The 17,389-nt window shown below is 42.8% G+C and carries 15 protein-coding genes; 4 read left to right on the top strand and 11 right to left on the bottom strand.

Annotated features, from left to right (window positions below):
- Positions 1-52: 52 nt before the first annotated feature.
- A complete protein-coding gene (locus DZC72_RS01040; RefSeq protein ID WP_125221079.1) occupies positions 53-241 on the bottom strand; it encodes a hypothetical protein in 189 nt (62 codons plus the stop codon).
- A gap of 196 nt (positions 242-437) precedes the next feature.
- Between DZC72_RS01040 and DZC72_RS01035 the strand changes: the two genes are divergently transcribed.
- Positions 438-1,529: a sulfatase-like hydrolase/transferase gene (locus tag DZC72_RS01035; RefSeq protein ID WP_243641616.1), complete on the top strand. Its 1,092-nt coding sequence runs from the start codon at positions 438-440 to the stop codon at positions 1,527-1,529.
- A gap of 49 nt (positions 1,530-1,578) precedes the next feature.
- Here DZC72_RS01035 and DZC72_RS01030 read toward each other — a convergent pair whose 3' ends face one another.
- Complete coding sequence (locus DZC72_RS01030; RefSeq protein ID WP_125221078.1) at positions 1,579-1,809, bottom strand: hypothetical protein; 231 nt, start codon at positions 1,807-1,809, stop codon at positions 1,579-1,581.
- A 266-nt stretch (positions 1,810-2,075) separates the two neighbouring features.
- Here DZC72_RS01030 and DZC72_RS01025 point away from each other — a divergent pair, with 266 nt between their 5' ends.
- Together DZC72_RS01025 and DZC72_RS01020 are read left to right on the top strand one after the other, a co-directional pair.
- A complete protein-coding gene (locus DZC72_RS01025; RefSeq protein ID WP_243641615.1) occupies positions 2,076-3,206 on the top strand; it encodes a mevalonate kinase family protein in 1,131 nt (376 codons plus the stop codon).
- 12 nt (positions 3,207-3,218) lie between these two features.
- On the top strand, positions 3,219-4,577 hold the full coding sequence (locus tag DZC72_RS01020; RefSeq protein WP_125221077.1) for a Gfo/Idh/MocA family protein: 1,359 nt from the start codon (positions 3,219-3,221) through the stop codon (positions 4,575-4,577).
- A 371-nt stretch (positions 4,578-4,948) separates the two neighbouring features.
- On the opposite strand, the gene DZC72_RS01015 is transcribed toward DZC72_RS01020, so the two are convergent.
- The 9 genes from DZC72_RS01015 to DZC72_RS00975 all read right to left on the bottom strand — a co-directional run bounded on the left by DZC72_RS01015 (position 4,949) and on the right by DZC72_RS00975 (position 16,314).
- Entirely contained in the window at positions 4,949-5,341 is a 393-nt protein-coding gene (locus DZC72_RS01015; RefSeq protein ID WP_125221076.1) for a hypothetical protein, read from the bottom strand.
- A gap of 102 nt (positions 5,342-5,443) precedes the next feature.
- Complete coding sequence (locus tag DZC72_RS01010; protein WP_125221075.1) at positions 5,444-8,584, bottom strand: efflux RND transporter permease subunit; 3,141 nt, start codon at positions 8,582-8,584, stop codon at positions 5,444-5,446.
- 6 nt (positions 8,585-8,590) lie between these two features.
- Complete coding sequence (locus DZC72_RS01005) at positions 8,591-9,796, bottom strand: efflux RND transporter periplasmic adaptor subunit (RefSeq protein ID WP_125221074.1); 1,206 nt, start codon at positions 9,794-9,796, stop codon at positions 8,591-8,593.
- A gap of 2 nt (positions 9,797-9,798) precedes the next feature.
- Entirely contained in the window at positions 9,799-11,109 is a 1,311-nt protein-coding gene (locus DZC72_RS01000) for an efflux transporter outer membrane subunit (protein WP_243641614.1), read from the bottom strand.
- 293 nt (positions 11,110-11,402) lie between these two features.
- Positions 11,403-11,696, bottom strand: coding sequence for a DUF2188 domain-containing protein (locus tag DZC72_RS00995; RefSeq protein ID WP_125222552.1), 294 nt, complete (start codon positions 11,694-11,696; stop codon positions 11,403-11,405).
- A 184-nt stretch (positions 11,697-11,880) separates the two neighbouring features.
- Complete coding sequence (locus tag DZC72_RS00990; RefSeq protein ID WP_125221072.1) at positions 11,881-14,256, bottom strand: DUF2309 domain-containing protein; 2,376 nt, start codon at positions 14,254-14,256, stop codon at positions 11,881-11,883.
- Positions 14,257-14,260: 4 nt separating this feature from the next.
- Positions 14,261-15,721 (bottom strand): proton-conducting transporter transmembrane domain-containing protein, encoded by a 1,461-nt coding sequence (locus DZC72_RS00985; protein WP_125221071.1) that lies wholly within the window; start codon positions 15,719-15,721, stop codon positions 14,261-14,263.
- A 7-nt stretch (positions 15,722-15,728) separates the two neighbouring features.
- Positions 15,729-15,938 carry a hypothetical protein gene (locus DZC72_RS00980; RefSeq protein ID WP_125221070.1) on the bottom strand — a complete coding sequence of 70 codons (210 nt, stop codon included), beginning with the start codon at positions 15,936-15,938 and terminating at the stop codon, positions 15,729-15,731.
- Positions 15,939-16,005: 67 nt separating this feature from the next.
- Positions 16,006-16,314, bottom strand: a complete 309-nt coding sequence (locus DZC72_RS00975) for a hypothetical protein (RefSeq protein ID WP_125221069.1) — start codon at positions 16,312-16,314, stop codon at positions 16,006-16,008.
- Between the two features lie 95 nt (positions 16,315-16,409).
- On the opposite strand from DZC72_RS00975, the gene DZC72_RS00970 reads away from it, so the two are divergent.
- On the top strand, positions 16,410-17,333 hold the full coding sequence (locus DZC72_RS00970) for a LysR family transcriptional regulator (protein WP_125221068.1): 924 nt from the start codon (positions 16,410-16,412) through the stop codon (positions 17,331-17,333).
- Positions 17,334-17,389 lie beyond the last annotated feature (56 nt).

The following is a 17,389-nucleotide window of genomic DNA, read 5'->3' as shown; positions in this document are numbered from 1 at the left end:
AATAAGGGTCGCCAAAACGGTTATTGTTGCTCCAAACGGATGGGAAGGGATACTAGTTGGAACCCTCTACGGCCTCTATTTCTACAAGCTGCTCATTACTATTTTGGTCAATTACCTTTACGCTGTCCTTAATGACAAATTCAGAAACCAAATCGGTTTCCTTGTTACAGGAGGTTGAAAAAATAAGCAAAACAAAAACAAGCAACGCTAGGGAAGGGAACTTGAAAAGGCGTATTTTCATTTAAAATGCTATGGGTAAATGAATATTTGGCTAAATGGGTCGGCCAAAAATAGATTTTGAATTTGTTTTCACGATTAAAAGAGCAATTTTTTCGATGAAATGCACACCAAAAGTTATCAATATAGATCGTTAATAACTTTTAGTTCAGGTAAGATGATAATACACTAAAAGGAATCAAATATTAAACAAACGAAAAATGAACTATAAAATGCCAATGCTTTTTCTACTCATTTGTATGGGAAGCGCCCAAGTAAGGGCACAACAAGAAGAAATCAATATCGTGCTGATCACCTTGGACGGTTTTCGCTGGCAAGAACTTTTTACCGGTGCGGATTCGCTTTTGGTGGCCAACAGTGATTATGTACAGGATACCACGAGTTTAAAACGGTTGTTTTGGAAGAAATCTTCTGTAGAAAGAAGGAAGGCCTTACTGCCATTTATTTGGAACGAGGTATCAGCTATGGGGCAGATATATGGAAACAGGAGTCTGGGAAATAAGGTGGATTTGACCAATTCCATGTGGTTTTCCTACCCGGGATATAATGAGATCTTGACTGGAAGGGCGGATGATGAGCAAATTACAAGCAATGACAAAGTGCCAAACCCCAATAGGACCATTTTGGAAATAGCCAACGAAGATCAAAGATATCAAGGTAAGGTGGCGGCCTTTGGTAGCTGGGATGTTTTTCCTTACATCATTAATGAGGAACGGTCAAAGGTTCCGGTCAATGCAGGTTTTGATTTAGCACATGGTGATTCTCTAACTGATAGGGAGCAATTCCTGAACGAATTACAACCCAAGGTGCCCAGTCCATGGGGTTCCGTGAGGTTAGATGCTTTCACCCATTACTTTGCCTTGGAGGAAATGAAGAAGAACCATCCAAAATTGGTGTATATCGCCTATGGGGAAACGGACGACTTTGCCCATGATGGGGATTACGGTGCTTATTTGAAATCGGCCCAAACCACCGATTTGTTTATTAAGGAGTTGTGGGATTTTACCCAATCCGATTCGGTTTATAAGGACAATACACTGTTTTTGATAACTTCGGACCATGGCCGTGGCTCTGCACCGTTGGATTCCTGGAGAAGTCATGGCTCCGATGTACAAGGAGCAGGAAGTGTATGGTTGATAGCCTTTGGAAAGGGCATAACGGCAAAAGGGGAAATAAGGTTAAAGGAACAGTTGTTTAGCAATCAGATAGTACCAACCCTGCTTGAAATTTTAGGTCTACCTATAGATACATCCATAGTTAAAGGAGAGGTTTTTGATTTCCCTGAACGTTGATTTAAAGGTTTTGCAAATACTTTTTAAGTAAAATCCGGAGAGGTTGTAATTATAGATTTACCTTAATTTCCCGCACTTTGAGGGCTTGTTCCCGCAATAAATTCTGGAAAATAACAACGGTTCTTTCCTGGTACTCCTCTGGAATTCTACCTCCGATCATCCAATTTTTTTTTATAAACCGCTTATCGTTCAATTTAAACTCATTGCAAAGGCAAGTGAGGGCTGCCTCGCGCGTGGAGTCGTTCATGTTACTGAACATGGTCTTGATATTTTTTATCATCGGTGTGGATGGTCGATTTCCAAATATAAATAAATATTAAAACCATAGCCCTCTTTTTAATCAACAGGTTTTTAACATAGGTGCCTCCTATGGGATTACAAGTGGTTGATTTGAAAGCGGTACTCGTTGTCAGTCAAGATGCATACGGTTTTAATACTTCGGTTTTACCCGAATATTAAATTTGTGCTCGAACACATTTTTTGTATCATTGCTACGTTGATGATGTACCTTCTAAATCAATTAGCTTCTGGTATTAAAGCAATACGTTGGACAAATTCAAAGAGATCGGAATTTTGATAGACAAAGAAATAAAAATAGTGGCACCGGGTAGGACTTGTCTGTTTGGGGACCATCAGGATTACTTGGGACTTCCTGTAATTGCCTGTGCCATTGATCGGCATATCTTTCTAAAAGCCTCGCCCAACGATTCCGGGGTTTTTAAGATTCGGATGCAGGATATCGATTCCAAAAGGGATATTCCAATTTCAGAGGAATTCGGATCTCTAGAGCCCCGGGATTATTTCGCCTCGGCACTACGCGTTTTAAGACGTGAGGGGTGTCTCCCAAACAGGGGTTACGATGTGGATATTACAGGGAACATCCCCATTAATTCTGGGAATTCCAGCTCCTCGGCGGTTCTTTTGGCATGGATTTATTTTTTAATAGAGGCTTTTGGCATTGACAGGCCGGTCGACCGGGAGTTTTTAGCAGAGCTGGGATACAGGGCCGAAATCATGGAACATAGGGAACCTGGTGGCATGATGGACCATTTTAGTATCGCCATGGGCGGGGTTGTCCATATCAAAACAGAGGCACCTTTTGAATGCCGTACCATCGGTACTAAATTGGATGGAATGGTGACAGGGGTATCTGGGGTTCCCAAGGAAACTGTGGGACTTTTGGGAAGAGTTAAGGGAAATGCCCAAAAGGCCATTCAAATAGTTTCGGATAAATACAATGATTTTAATATTCACAAGGCCACCATTTCGGACCTAAAAAAATATGGTCCCCTACTGCCATTGGATTTGGTTCCTTATTTTGAGGCGGCCATTGAAAACCACCATATTACTCAAAGGGCCTTGTTGGAATTGCAAAAACCGAATTTGGATTTACAGGAAATAGGTAGGTTGATGACCGCCCATCACTCCTTGTTGAAGGATAAATTAAAAATTACGGTCCCCAAAATCGATGTCATGATCGATGCCGTTTTGAAACAGGGTGCCTACGGGGCAAAAATTGTGGGCTCGGGTGGTGGCGGTAGTATCGTGGTCCTAACTGAACCTGGTACTGAAACTAAAATTGTTGACACACTGCTTTCCGCTGGTGCCAAGGAAGCATATAACATACAGGTCGACCCGGGGTTGCGTATCCAAAACATGACCCACTCTAATATATAAAACCGTATCGCAATGAACTCAAAATCCAGAAGAAATTTTATTAAATCCACCTCCATAGCGGCAACAGGAGCGGCCCTTTGGCCACAATTTTCCATGGGAATGCATTTTTCCGCGCAAAAGCTCCGCGTAGGTATGATCGGTGTGGGCCTGCGTGGCACCAATCACCTTAGAAATTTATTGATGCGGGACGATGTACTTGTTACAGCTATATGCGATGTAGATCAAGCCCGAACGAAAATTGCCCTGGATATGATTTCCGAAAAGGGGAAAGCGAAGCCGCAGGTTTTTGGAAAGGACGATTTGGACTATAAAAATCTTTTGGAAAGCAAGGAAGTGGATGCGGTTATTATTGCGACCCCTTGGTTATGGCACACTCGCATGGCCAAGGATGCCATGCAAGCTGGCAAGTACGCAGGCTTGGAAGTTTCCGCCGCAAATACCATGGAGGAGTGTTGGGATTTGGTGAATACCCATGAGAGCAGCGGAACCCATATGATGATCTTGGAGAACGTAAACTATAGGAGGGATATCTTGGCGGTTCTGAACATGGTTCGACAGGATGTTTTTGGTGAATTGGTTCATTTTAGATGTGGTTATCAGCACGATCTAAGGGGCGTTAAGTTCAATGATGGTACGGAAGCCTATGGTGTAGGGGTGGAATTTGGAGAAAAGGGAATTTCCGAAGCAAAATGGCGTACCCAACATTCCTTGTTAAGAAATGCCGATGTATATCCAACCCACGGAGTAGGGCCCATAGCCGCAATGTGCGATATCAATAGGGGGAATCGATTTATGTCCCTTACCTCCCACGCCACCAAGGCAATTGGCTTGCATAATTATATTGTGGCCAAAGGCGGGGAAGATCATCCAAATGCCAAGTTGAAATGGAAACAAGGGGATGTTATTACCACCACGATCGATACTTCCAATGGCGAGACCATAATTGTTACCCATGACTGTAATCTGCCAAGACCTTATTCCTTGGGGTTTAGGGTGCAGGGCGCCAATGGTCTCTGGGAAGTGGATGGCAACCGAATTTATGTTGAGGGACAATCAGAGCCTCATAAATGGGATAGTGCGGATGAATGGCTAAAAAAATATGACCACCCTCTTTGGGTAAAATATGGCGAATACGCCAGTGGCGCGGGACATGGTGGTATGGACTTCTTCGTAATCAACGCCTTTGTGGAATCTGCCAAAGCGAATATTGCACCCCCTATGGATGCCTACGATGCCGCAGCTTGGAGTGCCATTACACCCTTGTCCGAACTATCTATTGCCAATAATGGGGAACCCCAGGATTTTCCAGATTTCACTAGAGGCAATTGGGTAAAAAGGAAACCATATAATTGGATGAAGGACACTTTTTAATCATTTTTTTGGAATCCTAAAAACCCGATAGGTAGGAGTTTTTCCAGTTTTTTATCAAACTCTCAATGGTTAAAACGTAGTGCACCATTGCGGTCGATCTGGCCATGGCCGACGTTTCACCTTGAACTTTGGATCGTATTATCAATAAACTGGCCGGGTATAGGAGAAAGCCAAAATGAGAATGGAGGAACGGTAATAAAATATTGAATGTATTCTAATGGGAACCATTCCAGAGGCATATTATCAAAAATCTTAATAAGCCGGATACCTTGGTCCATATTAGACCGATACTTGTATAGGTCTATACCAAAAACCTCAGGAAACGGAGGTACCCTGTATTCTCCTGAATCCGTCTAAGAATAACATTTGCCTTACGAAACGTTTTTAAGTTCCACTTCGTTCAGCAGAAAACCGATGTTTTCTATATTGGCCACGTGATAGCTGATCAAACGATTCAGTGACATCATATAGCTTAGTTGTTTTGAATCTTTTTTGTAACCTTTCTGCGAAATAACTTCCTGAAGGTTCTCTGTTATTTCATCTACTATGGAGTCTGTTGTATTTCCGGGGTTTACCTTTATATTTCGAAGTGTTTCCGCAATTTCATTTTCATATTTACAACTAAGCTTTAAATAATCCTCCAACATCGTTTTGCGGCGTTCGTTCAAAAAACTGATATTGCTACCATTGAAAAAGGTGTTTACCTGTTTTGAAATAGCATAGAGGTTGCTCAATTCCTTACCTAGTAATTCTTCATTGTCCATGATATCGTTTTTTGTTTGAATACAATATATTGGTACTTGTCGAAATTTTGTTGTGCAAAAGCCAATTTTTGTAACGCTAAAGTTCAATAAGTTAAATAGTCGCTAAGCCTTTAGAACATCCACTCGTTTTACGGTGTTGCCCTTCTTTCGCAATAGCTTTATGTCCTCCAATATAAGATAAAGGCAGGGTACAATGACCAAGATGATCGCAGTAGCAAAAACGATTCCGAATCCTAAAGAAATCGCCATGGGTATTAGGTAAAACGCCTGACTGGATGTTTCCAGAATAATGGGCGCCAATCCCCCAAATGTGGTCATCGTTGTTAGGATGATAGGTCTAAACCTACGAAGTCCGGCTTCATGTATGGACTCATAAATGGAGTCTCCGGCCAATCGCCGTTTATTGGCAAAATCGATCATTATGAGGGAATCGTTTACCACCACCCCAGAAAGCGCAATGACACCCATAAGACTTACCAAGGAAAGGTCATAGCCCAATAATATATGACCGATAACCGCACCAACGATTCCAAAAGGAATGGCCGTCATAACTATCAACGGTTGAGTGTAACTGCTAAAGGCAATGGCCAAGAGGGCATATATCAATAACATGGCAATGGAAAATCCGGCCTTCAAGGTGTTGGTACTTTCACGCATATCTGCTTGACTACCTTCAAAGGTCCATGTGGTACCTGGGAAATCACTTCGCAGTTGCGGAAGGACCTCCTCTTGCATGGAAGCCAATACCCGACTGACCGAATTAGCAGGTTCCACATCCATTCCTACGTTAACGACCCTTCTGCCATCCCTTCGATTTATGCTGGTAAAGGCCTCTCGTTGCTCCACTTCCACCACTTCCATTAAGGGCACTTCAATACCATCCGTAGTACGGATAAGGAAATCCTCCAGATTTTTGATATCTTTTCGCTCTTCCAAAGGAAGTTTTACCCTGACCTCAATTTCGTTCATACCTCGTAACTGTCGCATGGCCAGAGCCCCAAAAAATCCATCCCGAACCTGTCTTCCAATATCATCGGAAGTTAAGCCTAGATTTCGTCCTTGAGGAAGTAGCTTAAAATCATACTGTAGCTTTCCTTTGTTGTAGTTGTCCGTAACATCACGTGTATTGGAAAATTCCTTCATGCGCTCCACAAAGGCCGCACTTGCACGTTCGAGTACGTCAATATCCGAATGGCTTAAATCCACGCTGATTGCCTGACGGGCACCGCCTGGTCCACGCTCTGCCTCAAACGTAATTTGGTCAACCCCTTGAATATCACCAATGTTATCGCGCCAAAGGGCAATCATTTCACCTGCGGTGATATCGCGTTGGTCCGGGGGCAACATAACAATTTCCACATCGATAAAATTTTGACCCCGCACATTGGTCTTTATACCCTCGGCTACTTCGTAAAGGTTATGCTCTTCGAACATCCGCTGGGTAGCATCGGAAATCTCCTTTGCCACTTTTGCGGCTTGGTCCGGTGTTGTACCTACCGGGAGCCTTACTCCACACTCGATTTCGTCTGCAGCGACCTCCGGCATCATTATCATTCCCATATGGCCACTGTATCCATATCCACCTACTATCAATAATAAAGTAACAGCGGCACACAATGTAATGTATCGGTATTGCAGACATTTGTCCAAAATTGGCCTGTACTTGTTTTCTATAAAATTATCGAATCCCATAGCAAAGGACCTTTGCCATCCTTCCAGTTTTCTTACCCATTTATTTTTATTCTGTTCTTTTTTCAAGTGGGCCAAGTGGGAGGGAAGAATGAAAAGTGCCTCTATCAAGGAAACTGCAAGAATGACGATTACCACGGCTGGCAACGGTTGCCAAAATTTACCCGTTTCCCCTGGCATGAAAAGAAGGGGAACAAAGGCAATTATGGTGGTTACGATGCTAAAGGTCACAGGAAGTGAAACATCCTTGGTGCCTGCAATTGCTGCCTTAATGGGGCTGAGGCCTTTTTGCCGATACTCGTATACGTTTTCGCCCACTACAATGGCATCATCCACTACAATACCTAAAACCACTAAAAACCCGAACATGGATATCATATTTACACTAATACCGATCAATGGGAGAAATATCATACCCCCTATGAAGGAGACCGTCATTCCCATCATGACCCAAAATGCCAATCTATATTCCAAGAATAGGGTTAGAATGACCAATACTATTAGAATGGCCAAAACACCATTTTCTGTTAAAAGGGAGAGCCTTTCTTCATAGTCCGCAGCCCTGTTACTATCTGTTCTATATTTTATGCCCAGGGGTAATTGAAAGTCGGCCAAAATACTTTGGACCTCCTCCGCAATTTTTAGGGGAGATTGATCTCCTATGCGAAAAATGCGCAGTTCTACATAATTCTCTTGATTGAATTGACCATGAAAGCCAACCTCTTCAAATCCGTCAGTGATGGTGGCGATATCCCTAAGAAGAAGGTTTGCACCGTCCGCAGAGGAAATGATGGTGATGTTCCCAAATTCTTCCGCCCATTGCTTACGTTCCTGCATGCGCAATAAAATCTCCCCACTTTGGGTCTGTACCGCTCCAGCGGGAACATCATTACTACTTTGGCGGATGATATCCGCAATTTGGCCAAGGGTTAGACTATATTTTTGCAGGTTGCTTCGGGGTACTTCTATGCGTGTCTCGTACTCCGGTACATTACCCAATTCTACCTGGGTTATTTCAGGGTTATTCAGTAAAATAGTCCTCAGTCGTTCTGCCAATTTCCGTAAGGTCCAGATATCGGCCTTGCCGAACAATCCTATTTGAATAACATCGCGCTGTCTGTTTTGGAGGGCTACTTCGGGCTCCTCTATATCGTCTGGGAAGGTCCGGATTCGATTGATTGCCTGATCGATATCTTGAAAGGCCTTCATCCTTTCTGTACCTGCCACAAGTTCTATCGTTACCTGTCCTGAACCCTCCTGGGCCTCGGACACAATTTCTTTAATACCATTAACCCCGCGAATGGCTTCCTCCACGGGTTGTAGGATTCCCTGTTCAACTTCCGCAGGTGAGGCCCCTGGGTAGGCCACGGAGACTTCCACAAAATCCAATTGAAATTCAGGAAAAACCTCTTTTTGTATGGTATACATGGTAAAGATTCCTCCTCCTAATAATAACAGCATCAATAGGTTAGTGGCGATGGAATTTCGGGCCATATAGGCAATGGCACCTTCTTTTCTTGGGTTCTTTTCTGTAGCTTTTTCTTTTTCTTCCATGAGATTTTATTCTGAGGTATTCGCTTTATCCTGCCCTTTTGTACGTAGGCCGATTCCGTTACTTACCGTACTTAAATCAGTAGTAATTACCTTATCACCAGACTGTAACCCGTTTGATATATAGGCATACTTGTCGTCCGTCAAAGCGATATCCACTTCCCTTATTTCCAATTTATTGTCCTTCATTACCCAGACGGTCTCACTGCTACGGACAAATCCTTTATCCAAACGGACAACATTTTTGATGGGACTTGCTTTGATAAAGACCTCCACAAATGAACCGATAATGAGCATAGGCGTTTCCACAGTATACTGTTTTTGGCCAAGTGGGTCTTCCACACGTACCAACACGCGGGCAAGGCGGGTCTGTCCGTCCAGTGCCCCAATTTGTCGGTCCAGATGGCCCTCCCTATAGGTCCCGCTGGGCCAAGTGGTCGAGTTTTCTATCCGCACAAGCGACCCTTTGTCCGTGCTAGTTTTTGGGAATTTCAACCATTTTAGCTTTGAAACGGGAACTGTGGTATTCACCCAATAATATTCCGTACCTACGATTCTTCCCAAATTATCTCCTTGTGCTACTTGTGAACCCGTGGATACATTTTGCGTAAGTATGTGTGCATCAAAAGGTGCCCTTATAGTGGTTCTTTCAAGATTTAATTGGGCCTGTTTCACTGATGCTTTGGAAGCCTCAATGGTTGCCTTCACTGCATTTAGCTGAGGTTTTCTAAGTACTAACTGGCGCTCTTCCTCGGATAGCGGATCGTTTCCAAAAAGGGAGTCGTCAACAATTAGCTGCAGATCTTGCAAAGCAATTTGCTGCCGCCCCATTTCCGTATCCAACGTAGTCTGGGATTGCAACAGTTCGCTTCTTCTGAGTTCAAGGGTATTTTCATAATCGGAAGGGTCTATTTGAAGCAAAACCTGGTTCTTTTTTACAAAGCCACCGGGTGTAAAGGCGGGATCTCTTCTAATTATCTGGCCGGGAACCAATGCGCTCAATTGCACATCCTCAACAGGCTGTACAGTGCCTGTCGCCACGATTACCGGTTCAAAAGTACCCATTTGCACTTCCGTAACTTCAACCAACATGGCCGTTTCTACCGTCGCACCTTCTGTCTGGGCCTCCGGCTCCGTGGAGAAAATTAGTGTGGTGATGGCGACACCGGCCAGCAAAATCCCCAAACATATCCATAGTATTTTTTTATTGGTCATCGTTATCTCGTTTTTTCCATTTCAATTTCCCTTTCGGTCTCAAATCCACCTGCCAAAGCACGGTATAAATCGATCCGTATCTGGATCTGCTGCAATTGCGCGTCCAAGAAATCCCTTCGCAACTGTTGCTCCGCATCCAGTCCAATGAGCACGTCCAAGTAGGGGCTGAATCCGTTCAGAAACTCTATTCGCAATTGTTTGTTGCTTTTTTCAGCCAAGACCAATTGTCTTTCAATATTTTTCAGGCGTTCTTTCTGCATAATGTCCCTAGTAACACCATTTTCTACCTCCTGAAAGGCCGTTAAGGTGGCTTGGCCGTATTCATAGAGTCTTTGACGTTTGATTGCTTCGGTTCGATCAACTTCGGCACTTAGTCGGCCACCATAAAAGAGGGGCGCCAATAGGTTTCCGGCGATGGAGTAGGCCCAATTTTTAAAGAGATTGTCAAAATTATTGGAACGCAATTGTCCTCTGGCGCTCAATGAAAGCCTAGGATATTTACTTTTTACTGCGGATGCCATATCGCGGTCGGCCGCTAGCAATAGGGCATAGGATCTTTGTAAATCGGGCCGTCTTCTAACCAGTTCCAGAGGCAGTCCCGTTTCTGGAAGTTCGGTTAGTTGGGGTAGGGGTCGGGTCTCAAGTTCCAAAGGTTCCTGAGGTTGTTTTCCAAGAAGCACGGCAAGCTGGTTTTCCAACAGTTCCACGTTGGTCCTAAAAATAATGCGCTGTTCCTTGGTGCTTTCCAATAATTGCGCTTGCCTTAAAATATCCACGGCACGTATCTGACCACCTACGAATCTGGAACGAATCAGTTTGATGATGTCCTCGTTGACAGCTATCTGTTCATCCGTAATTTCCAATTGCTTTTTAGCGACGAGCAACTGATACCACGTGGAAGCTATTTGGGAGGAGAGCGTAATTGCCGCTATTCTGTAGTCGTAAAGACTTGCGTCTGACCGAAGTTTTTCCGCTTGTACCGCTGTACGTATTCTTCCCCATAAATCCACCTCATAGGAAGTAGACAATCCTAGCTGGGTATTCTCACCACCCACGAAATCCGGTTCCGGGAAATTACGTGCTGTCTGTGCCGATGCATCTATCTGTGGCCATTTATTAGACGCCTGTCTACGCACCACTGCTTTGGCTGCCATAAACTGTTGCCAAATGGCCGCCAAGTCCATGTTGGAACGGAGCGCGCTATCTATCAATATATTTAGCTGTTCGTCTTCAAAAGCGGTCCACCACTTGTCTTCCAATACCATGGAGCCTGAAGTTGAAAATTCCTGAACATTTTCAATAGGGAGTGACACATTGGTGAATTTGGGCGAACAGCCAATGAAAATAAGTATGGAAATTAGTACATATGCAAAGGGATTCCCTTTTATGCTTATTTTTTTAAAAGGTGTTTTTTTTTGAAATATGTGGCAAGTTGGTCGCGGTATCTTTACCATATTTCATAAAGTACCTTTTTTACTGGAATTTGTGTACTAACAAAAACTTAAAAATCCGCCAAATGCCCATATTGGGTTATATGAGTTAAAGATTCTACGGAAAAAGCACTAAGCGTAATCAGGTAACGGATTTGTAAGGGCATAAAGCCTGTTTATGGGTTGGAATCTCTATATTGTATCCTATCCCGGATCTCCCCGTTTTCCCTGTGGATAATGACATCCGCATTATATTTTCGTGCCAATCTTTTGGCTTTTTCCAAGGCCGTACTCTGTTTTCGGTGCTTGCTGGTAATACGCTTATTTCCTTCGCGGCGAACGGCCCAACCATCTTCGTAAGGAACCACATGTTGGTGCCAGGTCCTTGTTCTATTTAGGCTTCGGGAGCTGTTGAAAAAGACTTCCAGAAGTTCGATTATAGTACGTAGAATGGATTTTTCCGAGGGCATTCTGATATTTTTGTTTATATCGAAGATAGCATTAATATCTAATGCTACCATTTTTTCCTAGTTACTTTAAGCGTTCCTAAAATGCAGTGTAGCAGAAAGCCACCCATAAGGTGGCTTTCAATGTATGGTAGTCAGTTTTTAGTTTTTTATGCTAATACAAAAACAAAAGATTCTGGTCCATTGGTTAAACACTTAATTCTTCATACTTTTTATCCTGTAAGGATGTATTTGCCCCATTTTTCTTTTTCTTGACCCATATCAATTGATCTGGTTTCCAGAGTATCTCATCATTTTTTCCAGGATCCATAATGATGAGGTGGAGCCATTCATTGGCAATCAAGGATTTTAACGATTCGTTATTATCCAATATTTTGTTCACTCTTTTCAGTGGGGCATTGATCACTACGGTCAGCCTTAATGGAGGGTGATACGGGGTATCCTTTTCATCATAAAGGGATTCCCAGGGCAACCCACGTTTAAGATCGCCACCATTGCCCTGCACCACACCGAATTTTCCCGTAACATTATGAGTGGTCTTGGTACCAGCGCCAAAGACTTCGTTATCCACGGTGGAAAAGTAATAGTGGTTATTAATCCATTGGGTGACGACCATGGGTCCTTGCATTATAGCTTCTAGGGCCTTTCCTTCAGGATCGGTTTGCCAATCGTAGGAGTGGAGAAAGCACCGCCCGTCCAGATTGTGGTTTTGCGTCAATTTTCTTGGTCCAATCACGAAACTGGCGTTTTTGGCAAGTCCCCATTCCGGCCTTGTTTCCCCCCAATTGCTTGCATTCAATTGTGCTTGGGAGACACTGTTTTTGGTTCGTCCCAATCTTTCCTGCGTCGCAGAAATCTGGGCTTTTTTCAGGTTTATCTTGAGACTTTCCAAGGCTTCTTGGTGCGATTGAGGTGCATCGGCATCAAAAAGTACGATCTCATCGGTGGTAGTATTGTGTTCCGCACCCATAAAATAGGTAGATTCAGGAACTTTCAGCCCATGATGATTCAAAAGTACTTCCCTAACCTCTTTTTCATTGGCGAGTTTTGCCAACATCCGTGCATTGTGCCTTCCCGGCGTTGCCGCGCAGGCACCACAGTCCAAACTGGAACCAAAGGGATTATTGGCAGAATGGCTTCCATGGCCCGCGAAAACTACCAAGGGCGCAAAGTTTTTCCAACCCATTAAATCAAAGGCGGATTTCACAATGGCTACTTTTTCCGTCAAGTCAATGGAAATGGTATGGGAATCCTTTTTGTTGGTATTTTTAATGTCCGGGGTACACACCGTTTCATACGTATTTCCAGTTTTGTTTTTCCATTGGTATATGGAATTAGAAAAAAGCGTGCGTGCCGTAAGGTTAAGTCCGTAAAGAAATCCAGAACCTTCCACAAAACCAAAGGTGGAGGGCAACATATTCTTCATCCGCTTTAGAAAATAGTTCCAAAAGGAACGTATCTCGTTTTTGTTGTCCAGATGATTTTTGGAAGCTTCCTTGTCTTCTTTGGCATTTTCCGAAACCAGATAACAGGATTCCAAAATGGGCGGACAGGCTTTTTGTGACAGGCCGTTCTTTGGGTTTTCGTAATCCATGGCTATACCAAAGAAACCCGCATACCCAAAGGTTTCGTAGTTACCCTGAAATTCCACATGTCTACGGATGAGTTCTGATCGTGTATCTATACAGAATACCATCTGTGCATCGGGCTTCGAATCTTCGCTTTTTGAAACGCCGATATCCGACTTTTTTAGGGTCTTTAACAATTCTTTCTGCCAACTTCTTTCCCAGGCCATTAGCCATATATAGTGGAGTTCAGTGGTTTGGTCTTTCGTATTGTCCGATATATCCTTATTTACAAGTCCGAATCCCAACTTTTTATTTGCCCAAAGTCGTACGGCCAAATAGTCCTTAAGGTCTATAGGGGCCTCCTGTTGCCAAGCCTTGAGATTGTTCGCTCTGTGTTTTATGTAACCGGTCCATCCCGGCAAGGCCGCTAGATGTTGGGAAAAGGCTTTCAGGATCACTTCTTTGGGCAATCCATCCAACAACATTTCTAGGGCATCATCACTGGTTTTGGGAATCATGGTCAACCGAACAATACCTAAACTATCATCGTACGGTGCCAATTTTCTCCAAGCTTGATAAAATCCTTCGGACTTATAAGGCATTTCCCATTCCGCCAGACCTTCGTCCATAAAGGAGGAAAGCCACTTTACCATGTAGCGGTCCAACGCATTTTCCTTAGACTCCGTTCCCTTAGGGGTCTTTTTTGTCATTAGCTCCAAAGAATGCTCAGGAGAATAGGAATACCCTTTCTCCCTTAAAATATCCTTTATTTCGGAAATGGCTATAGCTCCGCTATCCAAGGCTTTTTTGTAAACCGAAGCCTTAGGGAACATTTGCGCCCTTAAGAGGTCCCCGGCTTCTTGGGTTGCCTGTAAAAAATGTCGGCTTTCGAAACCACTTAGGGGATTGGAGGTCACAAACGAATAGAGGGGCCATGTGTTTCCTACGTATTCCGTGGCCCTATCTACTAGTATATCGATGTCCAATTGATTCATGGTGTTAGTTTTTATAATTTAAAAAGGATTTTTTGGAGGGTTGGGACAGGCCCAGAAGTTTTACATAAAGCCAAGGGATTTTTCTGTAGCTTCCAAGTTTCATGATAAAGAACCCCACTAAGAACACAATACCAAATACAATTTGAAAAGGTGTGATCTGGGTTGGTATAGCAATGATTTCCATCCCGGTCATAAAGGTGGTCACCAATTTATATACGAGGGCATATACCGCGATTCCTGAAATAAAAAGTAACGGGGGCAACACCATTTTCTGCCATCCTTTGAGTGGATTAAGCTTTACGAGATTGTAGGTCATTTGTCCCACTGTGATGGCCGCTATCAGCGTTAAGAATATGCCGCTGTCCCAAGTCAATCCTTTTCCGGTGAGTAGGGCGAAAAGGTAAGCCCCCAGTAAGCTGAATACTAAAACAATCAGCCCTTGGTACCATTTTATACGTATGGATGGTGGGGATTTTGGATGAAGTTTTTCAACCTCTTCCCCGCTGGAGAGAAAAAGGGATGCTTTATAAAACCCATGTAGGATAAGATGCGCGATGGCTGCATTGAAAAAACCAAGGCCGCATTGCATGATCATAAAACCCATCTGCGCAATAGTGGAACACGCCAAACGTTGTTTCACGTTGACTTGGATAAGTTTTGTAAACTGTGCTACGATGGCCGTAAGCCCGCCAATGATGAGCAGTATATCCAAGGTGTTGGATGCAACAATAATGGGCGCCAACAAGGTTAGGATTATTCCAGACCCGTTCACAAAACCTGCATGCATGAGGGCAGATGCAGGAGTAGGGGCCGTCATGGAAGATAGTAACCATTTGTGAAAAGGGAATATGGCAGACTGGATCAAAGCGGCAACAATAATACAAAAAGCTGAAAGCAATAGGATGTATTTTGGAGTTTGTCCAATGGCATCCGTCCAAGCATCCAAGGTCATACTATTGTTATAGGCGGCAGGTAGCAATAGGCCTACCCCCAAAAGAAAACTACCTATTAAAAAGTAATTTCTTGCCACTCTTTTTGCTTCCTTGGCCTCGCTCCATTGCGAATGGAATCCAATAAGTCTGGACATGACCAGGCCCATAAGCGACCAGCCCAACAGTAACAGCAGGATATGCTTGGAAACAATGAAGAACTGTACAGAGAGCGTGAACGCTAGGCACAATAACATAAAATTGGACCTCTGTCCCTGTTCTTTAAAATAAAATTTGGCATAGGTGGCAATAATGGCGCTGAAAAAGGAAACGGTAATTATAAGAAGAAAGGTAAAACCATTGGTTCTAAACAGTTCTTCCCACTGCCATTCTGGAATATTGGGAAAGTGAACCAAGGTAAAAAGTAGGTTGGCAAAGAAAATGGCCCAAAATAAGACCGGGAATATATCCGTAAGCCAAGTTTTACCAGTATGCTCGTTTGATATTTTTGTGAACGTGGTTTGCTGTGGTGTCATCTAAGTATTATTTTATTCTTTCTTTGGCTCTTTCCTCTTCTTGCCCAATATTCTTCATGCCACCCAATATGTGAACAAGGGCCGATAACCCAAAAATGAATGCACAAAGAAGTAATTGTTCCATAAAAATAAATTGGTTGAAATAGGAAAGTCCAATAAGTAAAATCATGGCGAGAACACCGAGCAAAGGGAGGACGGTTTTTTTATTTATTTGCATGATTTGATTTTAGAGTTAATGAAAAATTTGAAAGTAGCGGACTTTAGAATTCGAATGAACTTTAAACTTAGTCGACAAACTTTAAACTGAGAGTACCGTTGATAGAAATGTTAGTGCCTTTGGCACGTGCTTCGTTGATGATTTCCTTTGCCAACTGTTTTTCTTTTATTAATTGCTGAATTCTACCATCCAATCCGTGTGTATTACATTTATGGTTTCCTTCCCAAACTTGTAATCTTTGGATTTTATGAAAATTGATTTTTTCATCTAACAAGGCTGAAATGACATCGGACGCCTCGCTAGGTGTAAAGGTTCCATCCACAAGTTGGATGGTCTTTAGTTGTTTTTTGACTTTTGGTAATTCTTTAGTTTCCATGAATTTTTGAATTTTAACATTTTTCAGTGCAAAGATGAAGTATAATTATTATTAAATATTATTTATATTTATAATGATAAACATTAATTTATTTTATGAATTATACATTGCACCAACTTCAGATTTTTCTTAAGATATCTGAATTACAAAGTATTACGAAAGCTTCTGAAGAGTTGCATTTAACACAGCCTGCCGTATCGATACAGCTGAAAAATTTTCAAGACCAGTTTCCAATCCCCTTGACGGAAGTTGTGGGAAGAAGACTTTTTGTGACGGATTTTGGGAAGGAAATAGCCCAGGCGGCAGAGAAAATCTTGAATCAGGTTCAAGAGATCAATTACAGGACTATGGCTTTTCAAGGAAGACTTTCCGGTCGATTAAAGATATCGGTTGTTTCTACGGGAAAATATGTGATGCCTTTTTTTATGTCGGATTTTATGAAGGTTAACCCAGGTGTGGATTTGATCATGGACGTGACCAATAAAACAAAAGTAGTGCGAAGTTTGGAAAGAAACGAGGTGGATTTTGCGCTGGTTTCCGTATTGCCGGATAAGCTTAAAGTTTCGTCGGTGGCGTTGATGCCAAACAAGCTGTTTTATGTGAGCGATTATCAAAGGGAATTGCCTAAAAGTCATACCAAGCAATATCTTTTTGAAAAATTGCCTCTCATTTACAGGGAACCGGGTTCCGCTACAAGAAACGCCATGGAAGGCTTTATTACTGAAAACCGATATTCCGTCACTAAAAAACTGGAGCTAACCTCCAATGAAGCGGTCAAGCAGGCCGTTATTGCAGGGCTAGGATGTTCCATCATGCCTTTGATAGGCATTAAAAACTCGCTTAGGAACAACGAACTGAGAATCATACCCATTAAAGGACTGCCAATTATTACCACTTGGAACCTAATTTGGTTAAAATCTAAAAACCTTTCCCCTGCAGCGGTCGCCTTCTTGGACTATTTAACCGAGAAAAAAGAGGAAATCATAAATGAAAAATTTAATTGGATTAAGGATTTTTAAAAAGGAGATGACACAATATAATCGTTAGAAGTTTACCTTTTTTTCTTTGCCCACTT

The sequence above is a fragment of the Maribacter algicola genome (assembly GCF_003933245.1).
Taxonomy (GTDB): Bacteria; Bacteroidota; Bacteroidia; order Flavobacteriales; family Flavobacteriaceae; genus Maribacter; species Maribacter algicola.
Note: the sequence above shows the minus strand (reverse complement) of the source record. Positions and strands in the feature narration are given on the sequence as shown.